Source organism: Acidovorax cavernicola (genome assembly GCF_003581445.1).
In genome coordinates this window covers 1-17082 of sequence record NZ_QXMN01000042.1, presented here as the reverse complement: position 1 = coordinate 17082, position 17082 = coordinate 1, and the positions used below count along the sequence as shown (strand labels likewise).

Sequence of the window (17082 nt, the reverse complement as noted above, 5' to 3'; positions counted from 1 at the left end):
GATGGTCAAAGAACGACCTTCACCATCGGGTGCGAGGACAGCGCGCGGTAGATGTCGTCGAGCTGTTCGCGGCTGGTGGCGGTGACGGTGATCGTCACGCCCAGGTAGTTGCCGGCCTTGCTGTCGCGCAGCTCGACGGTGGTGGCGTCGAAGGCGGGGTCGAAGCGCTCGGCGATCTGCGTGATGGCGTGCACGAAGCCGTCGACCTTCGCGCCCATCACCTTGATGGGGAACTGCGAGGGGTACTCGATCAGCGATTCCTTGCGCGGATCGGGGATCGAAGCGGTGTCGGTGGGGGTCGTGTTCTCGGTCATGCAGTGGCTCCTGGCTTCTCAGCGTTGCGTTGCTTGGCCTGTTGGTAGGCGGCATACAAGCTCTTGTAGATGGGGCCGGGATGGCCATTGCCAATGGGGCGGCCGTCGAGCGTGGTCACGGGCAGCACTTCCTTGGTGGCCGAGGAAAGCAGCAGCTCGTCGGCGCCGAACACTTCGTCACGCGACACGCGACGCAGCGCGAAGGGAATGCCGCTCTCCTGGCACAGCCGCTCGAGCAGGCCGTAGCGGATGCCGGTCAGCACGAGGTTGTCCCTGGGCGGGCCGATGAGCGTGCCGTCCTTCACGATCCACACATTGCTCGACGAGGCCTCGCTGAGCCAGTCGCCGCGGAACATGACGGTCTCGGTCGCGCCGGCCTCGACGCTGATCTGCCGTGCGAGCACCGCGCCCAGCAGGCTGGTGCTCTTGATGTGGGCCTTCTGCCAGCGGAAGTCGTCGGCGGTGACGCAGGTCACGCCCTTGGCGCGCACCGCATCCGCCACGGGCGGCAGGGGGTTCACCATCGCGAACACCGTGGGGCGCAGGCCGCGGACCATGGCGTGGTCGCGCGGCGCCACGCCGCGCGAGACCTGGAAGTACACGGCCTGCGGTGCCTGGCCCAGCGGCGCGGCGAGCCGCGTGGCAATGGCGCGCCATTCGTCGCGGGTGTGGGGGTTGTCGATCTGCAGCTCGGCCAGCGAACGCTCGAGGCGTGCGATGTGCTCGTCGAAACAGAAGGGCGTTCCGAAGTAGACGGGGATGACTTCGTAGATGCCGTCGCCGAAGATGAAGCCGCGGTCGAGGACGCTGATCTTCGCGTCGCGCAGCGGGGTGTATTCGCCGTTGAGAAAGCACGGCGTGTCGGGCAGTGCCGAGGTGATGTCTTGCATCCGCAAATTATGGGCGGACGCCACAGTTGATGCCGAACTGTCGACGAAGTGACGCGTAATGGCGGGACCCCGCTAGGTTTTACTTATAATCAATGGCTTTGTAAAATTCTCCGGGGACAAACACGGGGTGCATTCGAATGACAACCAACGCCCCTGTCCCTGAGGTTGACGCCGAAGAATCCGATTTCAAGCCACTCACGGCCGAAGAGGCCCAGAAGTTGCGCGAGCAAAACCCCGAGCTGTCACCCTGGTGGGTGATCGCGGCCCAAGTGGCTGCAGGTGTGGTGGTGGCTTGCCTGGCGTGGATTTGGACGGGTCGAACCGAGGCTGCGGTCTCGGCGTTTTACGGAGCCATGACAGTGGCGATCCCCGCGGCCTTGTTTGTCCGCGGTGTCCGGCGCAAGCCGGGCATGCCGTCGCAGGCTGTCATGTTGAGGTTTTTTGTATGGGAGATGATCAAGATCGCGCTGACCGTTGCCTTGCTGGCTGCGGCGCCGTGGCTGATCGGGGGGCTCGTCTGGCTGGCCATGGTGGCTGGCGTGGTGGTCGCCATGAAGATGTACTGGGTGGCACTGTTGGTGCGGCCCAAATTTTTGAACCGGATTTGACTGTTTTGGAAGAGAGACGCTGAAAGATGGCCGCCGAAGGACACGCCCCGACCGCGAGTGAATACATCGTTCACCACCTCCAGCACTGGCAAGTCGACTGGAGCCTCAAGCCCGTCGTTCAATCCGCCATTGTCGACTTCAATGTCATCAACCTTGATTCGGTGCTCTACGCGCTGATCATCGGTGCATTGGGTTGCTTCGTGCTATGGCTGGCTGCCCGCAAGGCGACGCCCGGCGTGCCCGGCCGTTTCCAGGCGGCGGTCGAAATCCTGGTCGAGATGGTCGACAACCAGGCCAAGGCCAACATTCACAACGCTGCGAGCCGCAAGTTCATTGCGCCGCTGGCGCTCACCGTGTTCGTCTGGATCTTCCTGCTGAACGCGATGGACATGCTGCCGGTCGACCTGCTGCCGGCCATCTGGACCAAGGTCTATGTGGCCCTGGGCCACGATCCGCACCACGCCTACATGCGTGCCGTGCCGACCGCCGATCTCTCGACCACGCTCGGTCTTTCCACCTCCGTGCTGCTCCTGTGCCTCTTCTACAGCGTCAAGGTCAAGGGCCTGGGCGGCTGGGGCCATGAGCTGATCACCGCGCCTTTCGGTGCCCACCCCCTGTTGTGGCCCGTCAACCTGCTGATGCAGGTCATCGAGTACCTGGCCAAGACGGTCTCTCACGGCATGCGGTTGTTTGGCAACATGTATGCAGGTGAGCTCGTCTTCATGCTGATCGCCCTCATGGGTGGCGCCATGGCGGCCTCGTTCTCCGGTGTGATGCTGCCCATCGGGCACGTCATTGCCGGAACCGTCTGGGCGATCTTCCACATCCTGGTGATCACGCTGCAGGCTTTCATCTTCATGATGCTGACCCTGATCTATCTGGGCCAGGCGCATGAGGCGCATTGAGTTTCCCTTTTTCTTTTCGTTTGCTTTAAATCTGTCCTAAGGAGTCATCATGGAAAACATTCTCGGTCTCGTCGCTCTCGCTTGTGGTCTGATCGTCGGTCTCGGCGCCATCGGTGCGTCCATCGGCATCGCGCTGATGGGTGGCAAGTTCCTGGAATCGTCGGCCCGTCAGCCTGAGCTCATGAACGACCTGCAAACCAAGATGTTCATCTTGGCCGGTCTGATCGACGCGGCCTTCCTGATCGGCGTGGCCATCGCCCTGCTGTTCGCCTTCGCCAACCCGTTCGCCGCAACCCTGCTGGCCAACCTGCCCAAGTAAGCCGGTTCAACGCCACTCCAGAAAGGTGTTGCCGTGAGTATCAACGCGACCCTGTTCGTTCAGGCCATCGTCTTCCTGCTGCTGGTGCTGTTCACGATGAAATTCGTGTGGCCGCCCATCGCGAAGGCTTTGGATGAACGCGCACAAAAGATCGCTGCGGGCCTGGCGGCCGCCGAGAAGGCCAAGGCTGAACTCGCTTCCGCCAACCAGCGCGTCGAGCAGGAACTGGTTCAGTCTCGCACCGAGACCGCCGGCCGCCTGGCCGATGCCGAGCGCCGCGCCCAGCAGATCATCGAAGAGGCCAAGGGCCGTGCAACGGAAGAGGCCAACAAGATCGTGGCCGCCGCGCACGCCGAAGCCGAACAGCAGTCCGTGCGTGCCCGTGAAGCCCTGCGTGAGCAGGTGGCTGCACTGGCCGTCAAGGGTGCCGAGCAGATTCTCCGCAAGGAAGTCAACGCCGGTGTCCACGCCGACCTGCTCCAGCGCCTGAAGACCGAGCTCTGAGGACGATATGGCCGAACTTGCGACCATTGCCCGCCCCTACGCGGAAGCGCTCTTCGAGGCCACTTCGAGCGACCTCGAAGGCACGGCCGGATGGATCGGCCAGCTGGCCGCCATCGCTGCCAATCCTCAGCTCCTGCAGTTCGCTGCCGACCCGAAGGTGTCGCCGGAACAGGTCTTCGACCTGATCTCCGGCCTGCTGCCGCAAGCCTTGCCGGACGCCGGCAAGAACTTCCTGCGCACGGTGATCGACAACGGCCGCCTTGCTGCGCTGCCCGAAGTCGCGGCCCAGTACCTCGAGCTCAAGAACGCCAAGGGCGGTACTTCCGACGCGATCATCTACAGCGCCTTCCCGATCGACGCGGCGAATCTCGCCGAAGTCGCCGCAGCGCTGCAGCGCCGTTTCGGTCGCACGCTGAACACGCGTGTGGAATCCGATCCCTCGCTGATCGGCGGCATCCGTGTGGTGGTGGGGGACGAAGTCCTCGACACCTCCGTCAAGGCGCGTCTCGAACAAATGAAAGCAGCGCTCACCGCCTGAGGCGGCGAGCCGCGGTTGGCCCTATTTATTGAAAGAAGGAAAGAGTCATGCAACTCAATCCCGCAGAAATTTCCGAACTGATCAAGAGCCGCATCGAAGGCCTTGGCGTCAGCGCCGACATCCGCAACCAGGGCACCGTGGTCTCGGTGACCGACGGCATCGTGCGTGTGCACGGCCTGTCGGACGCGATGCAAGGCGAAATGCTGGAATTCCCGCCCACGGCTGACGGCACGCCGTCGTTCGGCCTGGCGCTGAACCTCGAGCGCGACTCGGTCGGCGCCGTGATTCTGGGCGAGTACGAGCACATCTCCGAAGGCGACACCGTCAAGTGCACGGGCCGCATCCTGGAAGTGCCCGTGGGCCCCGAGCTCATCGGCCGCGTGGTGAACGCACTGGGCCAGCCGATCGACGGCAAGGGTCCGATCAACGCCAAGATGACCGACGTGATCGAAAAGGTTGCACCGGGCGTGATCGCACGGAAGTCCGTGGACCAGCCGATGCAGACCGGCCTGAAGTCGATCGACTCGATGGTGCCCGTCGGCCGTGGCCAGCGCGAGCTGATCATCGGCGACCGCCAGACCGGCAAGACCGCCGTGGCCATCGACGCCATCATCAACCAGAAGGGTCAGAACATGACCTGCGTCTACGTTGCGATCGGCCAGAAGGCTTCGTCGATCAAGAACGTGGTGCGTGCTCTGGAACAAGCCGGCGCGATGGACTACACCATCGTCGTGGCCGCATCGGCTTCCGAATCGGCGGCCATGCAGTACGTGTCGGCCTACTCGGGCTGCACGATGGGCGAATACTTCCGCGACCGTGGCCAGGACGCCCTGATCGTCTATGACGACCTGTCGAAGCAGGCTGTGGCCTACCGCCAGGTGTCGCTGCTGCTGCGCCGTCCCCCGGGCCGCGAAGCCTACCCCGGCGACGTGTTCTATCTCCACAGCCGTCTGCTCGAGCGCGCAGCCCGCGTGAACGCCGACTACGTCGAAGCCTTCACCAAGGGTGAGGTCAAGGGCAAGACCGGTTCGCTGACCGCGCTGCCGATCATCGAAACGCAAGCCGGCGACGTGTCCGCCTTCGTTCCGACCAACGTGATCTCGATCACCGACGGCCAGATCTTCCTGGAAACCAACCTGTTCAACGCCGGTATCCGCCCCGCCATCAACGCCGGTATCTCGGTGTCGCGCGTGGGTTCGTCGGCGCAGACCAAGGTCATCAAGGGCCTGTCGGGCGGTATCCGTACCGACTTGGCGCAGTACCGTGAACTGGCTGCGTTCGCGCAGTTCGCTTCCGACCTGGACGAAGCCACCCGCAAGCAGCTCGACCGCGGCGCCCGCGTGACGGAACTGCTGAAGCAGGCCCAGTACAGCCCCCTGTCGATCTCGCTGATGGGCGCTTCGCTCTTCGCGGTGAACAAGGGCTTCATGGACGACATCGACGTGAAGAAGGTTCTGCCCTTCGAGCACGGCCTGCACCAGTTCCTCAAGTCCAGCCATGCAGCGCTGCTCGACAAGATCGAACAAGCCAAGGCCATCGACAAGGACGCGGAAGCCGAGCTGTTGGCCGCCGTGACTTCGTTCAAGAAGTCGTTCGCCTGATCGACCAAGCAAGGAATCCTCATGGCAGCTGGTAAGGAAATCCGCGGCAAGATCAAATCGGTGGAAAACACCAAGAAGATCACCAAGGCCATGGAGATGGTGGCCGCGTCGAAGATGCGCAAGGCGCAGGAACGCATGCGCGCCGCCCGCCCCTACAGCGAGAAGATCCGCAACATCGCGGCCAACCTTGGCCAGGCGAACCCGGAGTACACGCACGCGTTCATGAAGACCAACGAGGCGAAGGCCGCGGGCTTCATCGTCGTCACGACCGACAAGGGTCTGTGCGGCGGCATGAACACCAACGTGCTGCGCGCCGTGACCGCCAAGCTGCGCGAGCAGCAGGCGGCCGGTACCGCCATCGAGGCGGTCGCGATCGGCAACAAGGGCCTGGGTTTCCTGAACCGCATCGGCGCACGCGTGGTGTCGCATGTCACCCAGCTGGGCGACACGCCGCACCTCGACAAGCTGATCGGCCCCGTCAAGGTGCTGCTCGATGCGTATGCCGAAGGCAAGCTCAGCGCGGTCTATCTCTGCTACACGAAGTTCATCAACACGATGCGCCAGGAATCGGTGGTCGAGCAGCTGCTGCCGCTCGCGGCCGATTCGCTGAAGGTCGAGCAGGGCCAGCATGCGTGGGACTACATCTACGAGCCCGATGCGCAGAGCGTGATCGACGAGTTGCTGGTGCGCTATGTGGAGTCGCTGGTCTACCAGGCCGTGGCCGAGAACATGGCTTCCGAGCAGTCGGCACGCATGGTGGCCATGAAGTCGGCCACGGACAACGCGGGCAACGTGATCAACGAGCTGAAGCTGGTCTACAACAAGACCCGCCAGGCCGGCATCACCAAGGAGCTCTCGGAAATCGTTTCGGGCGCTGCGGCGGCCGCCGGCGTCTGAGCCCTTCGGACCTCAACAGATTTAAATTTTTATCGGAGCAGACATGGCTCAAGCAGAAGCAGTTCAAGGCAAGATCGTTCAGTGTATTGGCGCTGTGGTCGACGTGGAGTTCCCGCGCGACAAGATGCCCAAGGTGTACGACGCCCTCAAGTTCGAAGGCAGCGCACTGACGCTCGAAGTCCAGCAACAGCTCGGCGACGGCGTGGTCCGCACGATTGCGCTGGGTTCTTCCGACGGCCTGCGCCGCGGCCTGATCGTCACCAACACGCAAGCCCCGATCACCGTGCCCGTGGGCAAGGCGACGCTGGGCCGCATCATGGACGTGCTGGGTGCGCCGATCGACGAGCGCGGCCCGGTCGACCAGGCTGTGACCGCCTCCATCCACCGCAAGGCCCCCGCGTACGACGAACTGTCGCCGTCGCAAGACCTGCTGGAAACCGGCATCAAGGTGATCGACCTGGTGTGCCCGTTTGCCAAGGGCGGCAAGGTGGGTCTGTTCGGTGGTGCCGGCGTGGGCAAGACCGTGAACATGATGGAACTCATCAACAACATCGCCAAGGCCCACTCGGGTCTGTCGGTGTTCGCCGGTGTGGGTGAACGTACCCGCGAAGGCAACGACTTCTATCACGAGATGGCCGACTCCGGCGTCGTGAACCTCGAGAAGCTCGAAGAGTCGAAGGTCGCCATGGTCTACGGCCAGATGAACGAGCCCCCGGGCAACCGTCTGCGCGTGGCCCTGACCGGCCTGACCATCGCCGAGTCGTTCCGCGACGAAGGCCGTGACGTGCTGTTCTTCGTGGACAACATCTATCGCTACACGCTGGCCGGTACCGAAGTGTCGGCACTGCTGGGCCGCATGCCTTCCGCCGTGGGCTACCAGCCGACGCTGGCCGAGGAAATGGGCCGTCTGCAAGAGCGGATCACGTCGACCAAGGTCGGCTCGATCACCTCGATCCAGGCCGTGTACGTCCCTGCCGACGACTTGACCGACCCGTCGCCCGCCACCACCTTCGCCCACCTGGACTCGACCGTGGTGCTGTCGCGTGACATCGCTTCGCTCGGTATCTACCCCGCCGTGGACCCGCTGGACTCGACCTCGCGCCAGCTCGACCCGAACGTGGTCGGCGAAGAGCACTACAACGTGGCCCGCGCCGTGCAAGGCACGCTGCAGCGCTACAAGGAACTGCGCGACATCATCGCGATTCTGGGCATGGACGAACTGGCTCCCGACGACAAGCTCGCCGTGGCCCGCGCCCGCAAGATCCAGCGTTTCCTGTCGCAGCCGTTCCACGTGGCCGAAGTGTTCACGGGTTCGCCGGGCAAGTACGTGCCGCTGGCTGAAACCATCCGCGGCTTCAAGATGATCGTGAACGGCGAAGCCGACCACCTGCCGGAACAAGCGTTCTACATGGTCGGCACCATCGACGAAGCGTTCGAAAAAGCCAAGAAGGTCGCCTAAGGCGGCATGGGAACTCAGATGGCCAACACCATTCACGTCGACGTGGTCAGCGCGGAAGAGTCGATCTTCTCGGGCGAAGCCAGGTTCGTCGCGCTGCCCGGTGAAGCCGGTGAGCTCGGCATCTATCCGCGTCACACCCCGCTGATCACGCGCATCCGCCCGGGCGCCGTGCGCATCGAAACGGCCGACGGCGGCGAAGAGTTCGTCTTCGTGGCCGGCGGCATCCTCGAAGTGCAGCCCGACGCGGTCACCGTGCTGTCCGACACCGCGATCCGCGGCAAGGACCTCGACGACGAGAAGGCCAACAAGGCCAAGGCGGCCGCCGAGGAAGCGCTGAAGAACGCGAAGAGCGACATCGACATCGCGATGGCGCAATCGGAACTGGCCGTGATGGCCGCGCAGATTGCTGCGCTGCGCAAGTACCGCCAGAAAAAGTAAATGCGCCGCTGCCCTCGGGCAGCCGCTAGGAAGAAGCCGCCCTCGGGCGGCTTTTTTTCGTCTGCTCTTCAGTGGTGCTTTAGTTTGGACTGAATTTGGTCGAAGTTAAGCCTTGTCCGGCTGAAGATGGCCTCCTAGTATTCGCCTTCGCCCGGCAGCCGATCGTGTGATCGTCCGACCGGAGCCTTTCCAAAGAAGAGCGGAGATAAACGCGTGGCACCCTGGAGCGGCATCACGACCGACGAGATGCGGTTGCTGGAATCGACCTTCTGGTCGGCCGGCGGCTCGCGCCATGCCATGGCGGAACAGCTCGGCTTCTCCAAGAGCAAGGCCAACGGGCTGATCGCGGGCCTGGTCGATCAGGGCCTGCTCGCCGAAGCGGGCCTGCAGCGCTCCTCGGGTGGACGCCGTGCCGAGAATCTCCAGCTCAATGCCGAACTTGGCGTGCTTGTGGGTATCGACATCGGCGCCACCAGCCTCGACGTCGCGGTGCTGCGCCCCGACCTCACGGTGCTGGCCCAGCATGAAGAAGCCGCCGACGTGCGCGAAGGCCCGGCCGTGGTGCTGGCCCGCGTGCGCGTGCTGATGCGCGAGTTGTTGGCTCGCTGCGGGCAGGGCGCCAGGAACGTCATGGGCATCGGCATCGGCGTGCCCGGGCCGGTCAACTTCGAGATCGGCCAGCTCGTGAACCCGCCGCTGATGCCGGCCTGGGACAGCTTCTCGATCCGCGACTACCTGCGCGAGGACTACGCCGCGCCGGTGTTCGTCGACAACGACGTCAACCTGATGGCGCTGGGCGAGCTGTGGCGGCTGCGGCGCTCGCTCTCGAACTTCCTCGTGATCAAGATCGGCACCGGCATCGGCTGCGGCATCGTCTGCCACGGCGAGGTGTACCGCGGCGCGGCCGGCTCGGCCGGTGACGTGGGCCACATCTGCGTCGACCAGGAAGGCCCGCGCTGCCATTGCGGCAACCTGGGCTGCGTCGAGGCGATGGCGGCGGGCCCGGCGATCACGCGCATGGCGATGCAGGCGGCCGAAGCCGGCGAAAGCCAGACGCTGGCCGAATGCCTGCGCGCGCGTGGGCGCATCGACGCCTTCGACGTGGGGCAGGCCAGCCGCGGCGGCGATCCGGCGGCCAACGCCATCATCCAGCGCGCGGGCAGCCTGATCGGGCAGATGCTCGCGTCGGTCGTCAACTTCTTCAATCCGTCGCACGTGTTCATCGGTGGCGGCATCACGCGCATCGGGCCGCTGTTCCTCGCGGCGGTGCGCCAGAGCGTCTACCAGCGCTCGCTCGCACTGTCGACGCGGCACCTGGAGATCCAGTACACGCCGCTGGGCACGCAGGGCGGCCTTGTCGGCGCGGGTGTGCTGGCGATGCAGGAAACGCTCAAGGCCCGGGGAGTGGCGCCATGAACACGACGGCGACCCACAAGGACAAGGGCAGCGTGGCTGTCGAGTTCGACGGCGTGGTGAAGGCCTTCGGCCCCGTGCAGGTGCTGCATGGCGTGAGCTTCGCGCTGGCGCCGGGGCGTGTGTACGGCCTGCTCGGCGAGAACGGCGCGGGCAAGTCCACGCTGATGAAGATCCTGTCGGGTTATGAGAGCCTCAGCGGCGGCACGCTGCGCATCAACGGCCAGCCGCAGCAGTTCACCAGTTCGCGCGATGCCGAGGCGCTGGGCATCGTGCTGATCCACCAGGAGTTCAACCTCGCGGAAGACCTGAGCGTGGCGCAGAACATCTTCCTGGGCCACGAAAAGAAAAAAGGGTTCCTGCTCGACGACGCCGCAATGGAGCGCGACGCCGCCACGGCCCTCGCGGCCGTCGGCCTGAGCGTCGATCCGCGCACCAAGGTACGCCGCCTCATCGTGGCTGAGAAGCAGCTTGTCGAGATCGCGAAGGCCATCGCCCGCCGCGCGCGCCTGCTGGTCATGGACGAGCCCACCGCCACGCTCACGCCCGGCGAGACCGAGCGCCTGTTCAAGCTCATCGCGCAGCTGCGCGCGGACGGCGTGACCATCGTCTACATCTCGCACAAGCTCGACGAGGTGGAGCAGGTCACCGACGAAGTGATCGTGATGCGCGACGGCCGCTTCGTGGCACGCGCGCCGACCCCCGAGGTTTCGCGTCAGCAGATGGCGAACCTCATGGTGGGGCGCGAACTCGCCGACCTGTACCCGACGCGCGACCCCGTGGTCGCGGACGGCGCACCGGCCGCCCTGCGCGTGCGCGATTTCAGCGTGCCCGGCTGGGCGCAGGACGCGAGCTTCGAGGTGCGCCCCGGCGAGATCCTCGGCTTCGCGGGCCTCGTCGGCGCGGGTCGCACGGAGCTGTTCGAAGGCCTGCTCGGGCTGCGCCCCGCCAGCGGCACGGTCGAGATGCGCGGCGAGCCCGTGCCGCACGGCAAGGGCTGGCGCAATCCGCGCGACGCCGCGAAGCACGGCCTCACCTACCTCAGCGAAGACCGCAAAGGCAAGGGCTTGCACGTGCATTTCGGCCTGCGCCAGAACCTCACGCTGATGGCGCTCGAACGCTACGCACAGCCCTGGCTCAAGCCTGATGCGGAACGCGACGCGCTCGCCGAGGCGGTGAAGGACTACGGCATCCGCACCGGTTCGCTCGACGTGCGGGCCTCGTCGCTGTCGGGCGGCAACCAGCAGAAGCTCGCGCTGGCCAAGGTGCTGCAGCCGCAGCCCAAGGTGGTGGTGCTCGACGAGCCCACGCGCGGCGTCGACGTGGGTGCCAAGCGCGACATCTATTTCCTGATCCAGCGACTCGCCCGCGAAGGCCTCGCGGTGATCGTCGTCTCGTCGGAGCTGATGGAGCTCATCGGCCTGTGCCACCGCGTCGCGGTGATGCGCGCCGGCAAGCTCGTCGCCACGCTCGACGCGACCCACCTGACTGAAGAGGAACTCATCGCTCATGCCACCGGAACCGCAGACACCTCCACCGCAGCCTGAAGCGGCCACCGCTGCAGCAGCGCACCGCAGCGAGGCCAAGCCGCGCTGGACCGAGCGTTTGCACGGCCTCGGCCCGGTCATCGGCCTCGTGCTGCTGTGCATCGCCGGCACGCTGCTCAACGGCGACTTCGCCACCGTCGACAACGCGATGAACGTGCTCACGCGCACGGCCTTCATCGGCATCATCGCGGTGGGCATGTGCTTCGTGATCATCTCGGGCGGCATTGACCTGTCGGTGGGTTCGATGGCGGCGCTCATCGCCGGCAGCGTGATCATGTTCATCAACTGGGCCGGGCCTGCGTCGGGCTCGCCGCTGATGGCGGTGATGATGGGCGCGGTGCTCGCCGTGGTGCTCGGCGCGCTGTTCGGCCTGGCGCACGGCCTGCTCATCACCAAGGGGCGCATCGAGCCCTTCATCGTCACGCTGGGCACGCTCGGCATCTTCCGCGCCTACCTCACGTACTTCGCCGACGGCGGCGCGCTCACGCTCGACAACGAGCTGTCGGACCTTTATGCGCCGGTCTACTACGCGAGCCTTGCGGGCATTCCGGTGCCGGTGTGGGTGTTCGTGCTCGTGGCGATCGTCGGCGGCGTGATCCTCAACCGCACGGCCTACGGGCGCTACGTGCAGGCCATCGGCTCCAACGAGCAGGTCGCACGCTACGCGGCGGTGGACGTCGACCGCGTGAAGATCCTCACCTATGTGCTGCTCGGCGTGTGCGTGGGCATCGCCACGCTGCTGTACGTGCCGCGCCTCGGTTCGGCTTCGCCGACCACCGGCTTGCTGTGGGAGCTGGAGGCCATCGCGGCCGTGATCGTCGGCGGCACCGCGCTCAAGGGCGGTGCGGGCAGCATCACGGGCACCGTGGTGGGCGCCGTGCTGCTCTCGGTCATCAGCAACATCCTGAACCTCACCAGCATCATCAGCGTGTACCTGAACGCGGCGGTGCAGGGCTTCGTGATCATCATCGTTGCGTTCCTCCAAAGAGGCCGCCGCTAATCCTTTCCCGTTCCGTTCCACCCACCAAGAGGAGACATCCAGCATGACGACTTTCACCCGACGCCTCGCACTCACGGCCGTTGCCGCTGCTGCGTTCGCCAGCCTGCCCGCGCTTGCCGCGGAAAAGGTCAACCTCGGCGTGTCGATTCCCGCGGCCACGCACAGCTTCATGGGCGGCATCAACTACTGGGCCAACCAGGCGAAGAAGGACCTCGAGAAGCAGCACAAGGACCTGAAGATCACGATCAAGACCGCAGCCAACGCGCCCGAGCAGGCCAACCAGCTGCAGGACCTGTCGACGGTCACCAAGATCAACGCACTGGTCGTGTTCCCGTTCGAATCGGCCGCGCTCACCAAGCCGGTCGCGCAGGTGAAGGCCAAGGGCGCCTACGTCACCGTGGTCGACCGCGGCCTGACCGACACCAGCGCGCAAGACGCCTATGTGGCCGGCGACAACACCGCCTTCGGCAAGATCCCGGCCGAGTACATCGTGAAGCAGCTCGGCGGCAAGGGCAACGTGGTGGCGCTGCGCGGCATCGCGACCACGCTGGACAACGAGCGGATGGACGCCTTCAACGCGGTGCTCAAGGGCAGCCCCGACATCAAGCTGCTCGACGCCAAGTACGCCAACTGGAACCGCGACGACGCCTTCAAGGTCACGCAGGACTACCTGACGCGCTTCAAGCAGATCGACGCCATCTGGGCCGCCGACGACGACATGGCCGTGGGCGTGCTCAAGGCCATCGAGCAGGCCAAGCGCGACGACATCAAGATCGTGTTCGGCGGCGCGGGTGCCAAGGGCATGGTCAAGACCATCATGGACGGCAAGGACAAGCGCATCGGCGCCGACGTGAGCTACTCGCCCAAGTTCATCTACGACGCGATCAAGCTCACGGCCGAGGCGCGCCTGAAGGGCGAGAAGCTGCCGGCGACGACGATCATTCCTTCGGTGCTGATCACCAAGGAAAACGCCAAGGACTTCTACCACCCGAACTCGCCTTTCTGAGCTCGCTCCCAGGCTGCGCGCACTTCGTGTCGCGCGCGCCTTCCCCCAGCCGGGGCAGCACCAACGGCCCGGCCAAGCCGGTTCCGCGGTGTTCCTTGAAAAAGACGACATGACCGACACATCTCTTCGCCCGCTGCGCTGCGCCATGGTCGGCGGCGGCCGCGACGCCTTCATCGGCGCCGTGCACCGCAAGGCCATGGCACTCGACGGCCAGATCGCGCTGGTCGCGGGTGCGCTGTCGTCCAGTCCGGACAAGGCGCGCGCTTCGGGCCGCGACCTCGGCCTGGCCGACGACCGCAACCACGGCGACTGGCAGGCGCTGCTGGCCGACGAGTTGAAGCGGCCCGCTGGCGAGCGCATCGATTTCGTCTCGATCGTCACGCCCAACCACGTGCACTACCCGGTGGCGCAAGCCTTCGCGGAGGCGGGCTTTCACGTCGTGTGCGACAAGCCCCTGGTGCACACGCGCGCGCAGGCCGACGCGCTGGTCGCCACCGTGGCAAAACAAGGCACGGTGTTCGGCGTGACCTACAACTACACCGGCTACCCGATGGTGCGGCAGGCGCGCGAGATGGTGCGCACGGGCGAGATCGGCGAGGTCCGCAAGGTCGTCGTCGAATACAACCAGGGCTGGCTCGCCAGCCATGTGGAAGCCGTGGGCGGCAACAAGCAGGCCGACTGGCGCACCGACCCCGCGCGCAGCGGCGCGGCCGGCGCCATCGGCGACATCGGCTCGCACGCCGAGAACCTCGTGGCCACCGTCACCGGCCTGGAGATCGACAGCCTGTGCGCCGACCTCGGCGCGCTGGTACCGGGCCGCATGCTCGACGACGACGGCAGCCTGCTGCTGCGCTTCAAGGGCGGCGCGCGCGGCGTGCTGGTGGCGTCGCAGATCAACACCGGCGTGGAGAACGACCTGCGCCTGCGCGTCTCGGGCACGCTGGGCACGCTCGAATGGCGCCAGGAACAGCCGAGCCAGCTCGTGCACCTGCCGCACGACGGACCCCGGCGCGTGCTCACGCGCGGCGCGCCCTGGCTGTGCGAGTCGGCGCGGCGTGCGAGTCGCCTGCCGGCCGGCCATCCGGAAGGTTTCATCGAGGCGTTTGCGAACGTCTATGCCGGCGTGGTGGCGGACATCCGCGCACGACTCGCGGGGCAGGCGGTCGACCCGCTCGCGGCCGACTACCCGCGCGTGGAAGATGGGGCGCGCGGCGTGCGCTTCATCGAACGCACGGTGGCATCGGCAGGAAGCGAATTAAAGTGGACGCCCTGGTAGCCGCACACAGGCCCCGTTGATTCACCGGGGTGGGGCGTGGCACCCGGAGCCGCCATGACTCATTCATCTTCTTTAGCAACGACTTCACCCCTGCCGTGGCCGCGCGCCCTCTGGCAGCGCTGCCGGACGCTGTGGCTGCTCAAGCTGGTGGGCAACACCATCGCGACGCTGGGCTTCTTTCCGCTGTACTTCTGGGTCATGCACAACGCCGGGCCCGCATGGGTGCTGCCGCTCACGGGCGTGGACCGGATGATCTCGTTCTGGCCGGCGATGCTGCCGGTGTACCTCACGCTCTGGGCCTACATCGCGCTGCCCGTGCTGCTGGCCAAGGATCGGCGCGAACTCGACACCATCGCCATCGGCTGCGCGGTGATGACGGCGATCGCACTGGCCGTGTTCTGGTGGATGCCCACGGCGATCCCGAACTTCGCGATCGACGCCGTGCCGGGCTCGTCGCTGCACTTCCTCAAGACCTTCGACGCGGCGGGCAACGCCTTTCCTTCGCTGCACGTGTCGTTCTCGGTGTTCGCGTGCATCGTGCTGGCACGGCAGCTGCGCGAAGTCGGCGCGCCGGGCTGGCTGCGGCTGCTCAACCTCGTCTGGGCCGTGGCCATCGTGTACTCGACGATGGCCGTGCGCCAGCATGTGCTGATCGACGTGCTGGGCGGTCTCGGGCTGGGCCTGGCGCTGGGCTTCGCGTTGCGCGAGCGCCCCTCGGCAGCGTTGGTGCCGGGCGCGGCGCGCGCGGCGTAGACCGATCGCGGTATTCCGCCGCACGGGCGCCGACGGTACAAAGCGGCATCGCCGTCCACCGAGCCCGCCATGACCTTCAGACTGTTCTCCATCGCTGTCGCAGCCTGTCTTCTTGCGGGCCCCGCACTGGCCATCGACTATCCTGCGCGCAAGCCGGGCCTGTGGGAAATCCAGACCGGCGAGGGCGGCGCGACAACTGCCAAGGCGGCACCCGGCCAGACGATCCAGCAATGCATCGACGCGGCCACCGACAAGGCGATGCGCGAGATGGGGCAGGGCATGGGCAAGGACATGTGCTCGAAGCAGGACCTGCGCCTCGAAGGCGTGAAGCTGGTCATCGACTCGGTCTGCAAGATCGGCTCCAGCACCGCGACCTCGCGCGCCGTGATGAGCGGCGACTTCAGCAGCGCCTACCGCGTGGAAAGCAAGTCCACCTACAACCCGCCGCTGATGGGCCGCACCGAAGGCACGAGCGTCATCGACGCCAAATGGGTCGGCCCGTGCAAGCCGGGCCAGAAGCCGGGCGACATGGTCATGGCCAACGGCATGAAGATGAACATGCTCGACGCGATGGCGAAGATGCCGGCGCGCAAGTGAGCGCGGCCGGCTCGATCCGTCAGCCCGCGCCGTGCGCCTTGACCCAGCGCACGATGTCGGCTGCGCCCATGGCGCCGGCCTGTCGCGCGACTTCGCGGCCGCCCTTGAACAGGGCCAGCGTCGGGATGCTGCGGATGTTGAAGCGCGCGCCCAGCGCCTGCACCGCCTCGGTGTCGACCTTGGCCAGCCGCACGTGCGGCTCGAGCTGCGCCGCCGCCTGTTCGTAGGCGGGTGCCATCTGGCGGCACGGGCCGCACCAGGGCGCCCAGAAATCCACCAGCACAGGAATCTCGTTGCGCGCGATGTGGCGATCGAAGGTGGCCACGTCCGGCAGCGCGGTGGAGTGCCCGGTGAACAGCGGGCGATGGCAGCTGCCGCAGTCGGGCGCGCTGCCCAGTTGCGCCGTGCGCACCCGGTTGGTCGTGTGGCAGTGCGGGCAGACGATGTGCAGCGATTCGGATTCGGTCATGCCCGAAAAATAGGGGCCGCGCGCGCGGATTGCAAGGCGCGGGCGCGCAGGGCACGGTGCCTCAGAGCACCACAGGCGTGTCGGGCAGTTCGTTGGTGTCGGGTTGGTCGTCGGCCAGCGGGAAGTGGGTCATCAGCAGCGCGGACACCTCTTCCAGCGCCAGCGTGATGCCGTCCTCGAAGCGGCCTTCGCGGAAGGCCGTGCCCATGCGCTGCGTCATCGCGGCCCATTCGGCGCTGCCCACGTGCGCGTCGATGCCGCGGTCGGCCACGATCTCGATGGCGTGCTCGGCCAGCAAGAGGTAAATGAGCACGCCGTTGTTGTGCGCGGTGTCCCACACACGCAGCTTGCCGAACAGCGTGACGGCGCGCTCCCGGGGCGGCGCATGGCGCCACAGGTAGGACATCGGCAGGCCGGCCTCGACGCAGATGCGGATCTCGCCGCTGTGGCGCCGTTCGCTCGCGGCCACGCGCCGGCCCAGGCGCTCGAGCAGTTCGTCGGGCAGGGCGGCCTGCATCCTGCCTTCGGCCCAGCGGTGGCGCAGCAGG

20 protein-coding genes are annotated in these 17082 nt (G+C 66.1%); 16 read left to right on the top strand and 4 right to left on the bottom strand.

Annotation, left to right across the window (positions count from 1 at the left end; all coding sequences use genetic code 11):
* Positions 1-5: 5 nt before the first annotated feature.
* On the bottom strand, positions 6-314 hold the full coding sequence (locus tag D3H34_RS25005; protein ID WP_119556941.1) for a YbeD family protein: 309 nt from the start codon (positions 312-314) through the stop codon (positions 6-8).
* Positions 311-1204: a D-amino acid aminotransferase gene (locus D3H34_RS25000; RefSeq protein WP_119556940.1), complete on the bottom strand. Its 894-nt coding sequence runs from the start codon at positions 1202-1204 to the stop codon at positions 311-313. Before D3H34_RS25000 ends, D3H34_RS25005 begins: the two co-directional genes overlap by 4 nt.
* A gap of 137 nt (positions 1205-1341) precedes the next feature.
* On the opposite strand from D3H34_RS25000, the gene D3H34_RS24995 reads away from it, so the two are divergent.
* The 16 genes from D3H34_RS24995 to D3H34_RS24920 all read left to right on the top strand — a co-directional run bounded on the left by D3H34_RS24995 (position 1342) and on the right by D3H34_RS24920 (position 16065).
* Positions 1342-1812 (top strand): ATP synthase subunit I, encoded by a 471-nt coding sequence (locus D3H34_RS24995; RefSeq protein WP_119556939.1) that lies wholly within the window; start codon positions 1342-1344, stop codon positions 1810-1812.
* A gap of 26 nt (positions 1813-1838) precedes the next feature.
* Complete coding sequence (gene atpB / locus D3H34_RS24990) at positions 1839-2717, top strand: F0F1 ATP synthase subunit A (RefSeq protein WP_119556938.1); 879 nt, start codon at positions 1839-1841, stop codon at positions 2715-2717.
* A gap of 49 nt (positions 2718-2766) precedes the next feature.
* A complete protein-coding gene (gene atpE, locus D3H34_RS24985) occupies positions 2767-3036 on the top strand; it encodes a F0F1 ATP synthase subunit C (RefSeq protein WP_056576471.1) in 270 nt (89 codons plus the stop codon).
* A 33-nt stretch (positions 3037-3069) separates the two neighbouring features.
* Positions 3070-3540, top strand: coding sequence for a F0F1 ATP synthase subunit B (locus tag D3H34_RS24980; protein WP_119556937.1), 471 nt, complete (start codon positions 3070-3072; stop codon positions 3538-3540).
* 7 nt (positions 3541-3547) lie between these two features.
* Positions 3548-4078 carry a F0F1 ATP synthase subunit delta gene (locus D3H34_RS24975; protein WP_119556936.1) on the top strand — a complete coding sequence of 177 codons (531 nt, stop codon included), beginning with the start codon at positions 3548-3550 and terminating at the stop codon, positions 4076-4078.
* Between the two features lie 47 nt (positions 4079-4125).
* The gene (gene atpA / locus D3H34_RS24970; protein ID WP_119556935.1) at positions 4126-5679 is read left to right on the top strand and encodes a F0F1 ATP synthase subunit alpha; all 1554 of its coding nucleotides are present in this window, start codon (positions 4126-4128) and stop codon (positions 5677-5679) included.
* Positions 5680-5700: 21 nt separating this feature from the next.
* Positions 5701-6576 carry a F0F1 ATP synthase subunit gamma gene (gene atpG / locus D3H34_RS24965; protein ID WP_119556934.1) on the top strand — a complete coding sequence of 292 codons (876 nt, stop codon included), beginning with the start codon at positions 5701-5703 and terminating at the stop codon, positions 6574-6576.
* Between the two features lie 43 nt (positions 6577-6619).
* A complete protein-coding gene (atpD, locus tag D3H34_RS24960) occupies positions 6620-8035 on the top strand; it encodes a F0F1 ATP synthase subunit beta (protein WP_119556933.1) in 1416 nt (471 codons plus the stop codon).
* 18 nt (positions 8036-8053) lie between these two features.
* Positions 8054-8473 (top strand): F0F1 ATP synthase subunit epsilon, encoded by a 420-nt coding sequence (locus tag D3H34_RS24955; protein ID WP_119556932.1) that lies wholly within the window; start codon positions 8054-8056, stop codon positions 8471-8473.
* Positions 8474-8719: 246 nt separating this feature from the next.
* Entirely contained in the window at positions 8720-9889 is a 1170-nt protein-coding gene (locus D3H34_RS24950; RefSeq protein ID WP_119556970.1) for an ROK family protein, read from the top strand.
* Entirely contained in the window at positions 9886-11433 is a 1548-nt protein-coding gene (locus tag D3H34_RS24945; RefSeq protein WP_119556931.1) for a sugar ABC transporter ATP-binding protein, read from the top strand. Before D3H34_RS24950 ends, D3H34_RS24945 begins: the two co-directional genes overlap by 4 nt.
* Complete coding sequence (locus tag D3H34_RS24940; RefSeq protein WP_119556930.1) at positions 11396-12433, top strand: ABC transporter permease; 1038 nt, start codon at positions 11396-11398, stop codon at positions 12431-12433. The genes D3H34_RS24945 and D3H34_RS24940 overlap by 38 nt, the downstream gene beginning before the upstream one ends.
* Positions 12434-12476: 43 nt before the next feature.
* Positions 12477-13439, top strand: a complete 963-nt coding sequence (locus D3H34_RS24935; protein WP_119556929.1) for a substrate-binding domain-containing protein — start codon at positions 12477-12479, stop codon at positions 13437-13439.
* 109 nt (positions 13440-13548) lie between these two features.
* Complete coding sequence (locus D3H34_RS24930; RefSeq protein ID WP_119556928.1) at positions 13549-14715, top strand: Gfo/Idh/MocA family protein; 1167 nt, start codon at positions 13549-13551, stop codon at positions 14713-14715.
* A gap of 54 nt (positions 14716-14769) precedes the next feature.
* Complete coding sequence (locus D3H34_RS24925) at positions 14770-15468, top strand: phosphatase PAP2 family protein (protein WP_119556927.1); 699 nt, start codon at positions 14770-14772, stop codon at positions 15466-15468.
* A 69-nt stretch (positions 15469-15537) separates the two neighbouring features.
* The gene (locus D3H34_RS24920) at positions 15538-16065 is read left to right on the top strand and encodes a DUF3617 domain-containing protein (protein WP_119556926.1); all 528 of its coding nucleotides are present in this window, start codon (positions 15538-15540) and stop codon (positions 16063-16065) included.
* Between the two features lie 19 nt (positions 16066-16084).
* On the opposite strand, the gene trxC is transcribed toward D3H34_RS24920, so the two are convergent.
* Together trxC and D3H34_RS24910 are read right to left on the bottom strand one after the other, a co-directional pair.
* Entirely contained in the window at positions 16085-16534 is a 450-nt protein-coding gene (gene trxC, locus D3H34_RS24915; RefSeq protein ID WP_119556925.1) for a thioredoxin TrxC, read from the bottom strand.
* A 61-nt stretch (positions 16535-16595) separates the two neighbouring features.
* Positions 16596-17081 carry a TPM domain-containing protein gene (locus tag D3H34_RS24910; RefSeq protein WP_286186202.1) on the bottom strand — a complete coding sequence of 162 codons (486 nt, stop codon included), beginning with the start codon at positions 17079-17081 and terminating at the stop codon, positions 16596-16598.
* Between the last annotated feature and the right edge of the window lies 1 nt (position 17082).

Coding starts and splice junctions, on each gene's coding strand:
- D3H34_RS25005 (WP_119556941.1), bottom strand. CDS start 314: ATGACCGAGAACACGACCCCCACCGACACCGCTTCGATCCCCGATCCG.
- D3H34_RS25000 (WP_119556940.1), bottom strand. CDS start 1,204: ATGCAAGACATCACCTCGGCACTGCCCGACACGCCGTGCTTTCTCAAC.
- D3H34_RS24995 (WP_119556939.1), top strand. CDS start 1,342: ATGACAACCAACGCCCCTGTCCCTGAGGTTGACGCCGAAGAATCCGAT.
- atpB (WP_119556938.1), top strand. CDS start 1,839: ATGGCCGCCGAAGGACACGCCCCGACCGCGAGTGAATACATCGTTCAC.
- atpE (WP_056576471.1), top strand. CDS start 2,767: ATGGAAAACATTCTCGGTCTCGTCGCTCTCGCTTGTGGTCTGATCGTC.
- D3H34_RS24975 (WP_119556936.1), top strand. CDS start 3,548: ATGGCCGAACTTGCGACCATTGCCCGCCCCTACGCGGAAGCGCTCTTC.
- atpA (WP_119556935.1), top strand. CDS start 4,126: ATGCAACTCAATCCCGCAGAAATTTCCGAACTGATCAAGAGCCGCATC.
- atpG (WP_119556934.1), top strand. CDS start 5,701: ATGGCAGCTGGTAAGGAAATCCGCGGCAAGATCAAATCGGTGGAAAAC.
- atpD (WP_119556933.1), top strand. CDS start 6,620: ATGGCTCAAGCAGAAGCAGTTCAAGGCAAGATCGTTCAGTGTATTGGC.
- D3H34_RS24955 (WP_119556932.1), top strand. CDS start 8,054: ATGGCCAACACCATTCACGTCGACGTGGTCAGCGCGGAAGAGTCGATC.
- D3H34_RS24950 (WP_119556970.1), top strand. CDS start 8,720: ATGCGGTTGCTGGAATCGACCTTCTGGTCGGCCGGCGGCTCGCGCCAT.
- D3H34_RS24945 (WP_119556931.1), top strand. CDS start 9,886: ATGAACACGACGGCGACCCACAAGGACAAGGGCAGCGTGGCTGTCGAG.
- D3H34_RS24940 (WP_119556930.1), top strand. CDS start 11,396: ATGCCACCGGAACCGCAGACACCTCCACCGCAGCCTGAAGCGGCCACC.
- D3H34_RS24935 (WP_119556929.1), top strand. CDS start 12,477: ATGACGACTTTCACCCGACGCCTCGCACTCACGGCCGTTGCCGCTGCT.
- D3H34_RS24930 (WP_119556928.1), top strand. CDS start 13,549: ATGACCGACACATCTCTTCGCCCGCTGCGCTGCGCCATGGTCGGCGGC.
- D3H34_RS24925 (WP_119556927.1), top strand. CDS start 14,770: ATGACTCATTCATCTTCTTTAGCAACGACTTCACCCCTGCCGTGGCCG.
- D3H34_RS24920 (WP_119556926.1), top strand. CDS start 15,538: ATGACCTTCAGACTGTTCTCCATCGCTGTCGCAGCCTGTCTTCTTGCG.
- trxC (WP_119556925.1), bottom strand. CDS start 16,534: ATGACCGAATCCGAATCGCTGCACATCGTCTGCCCGCACTGCCACACG.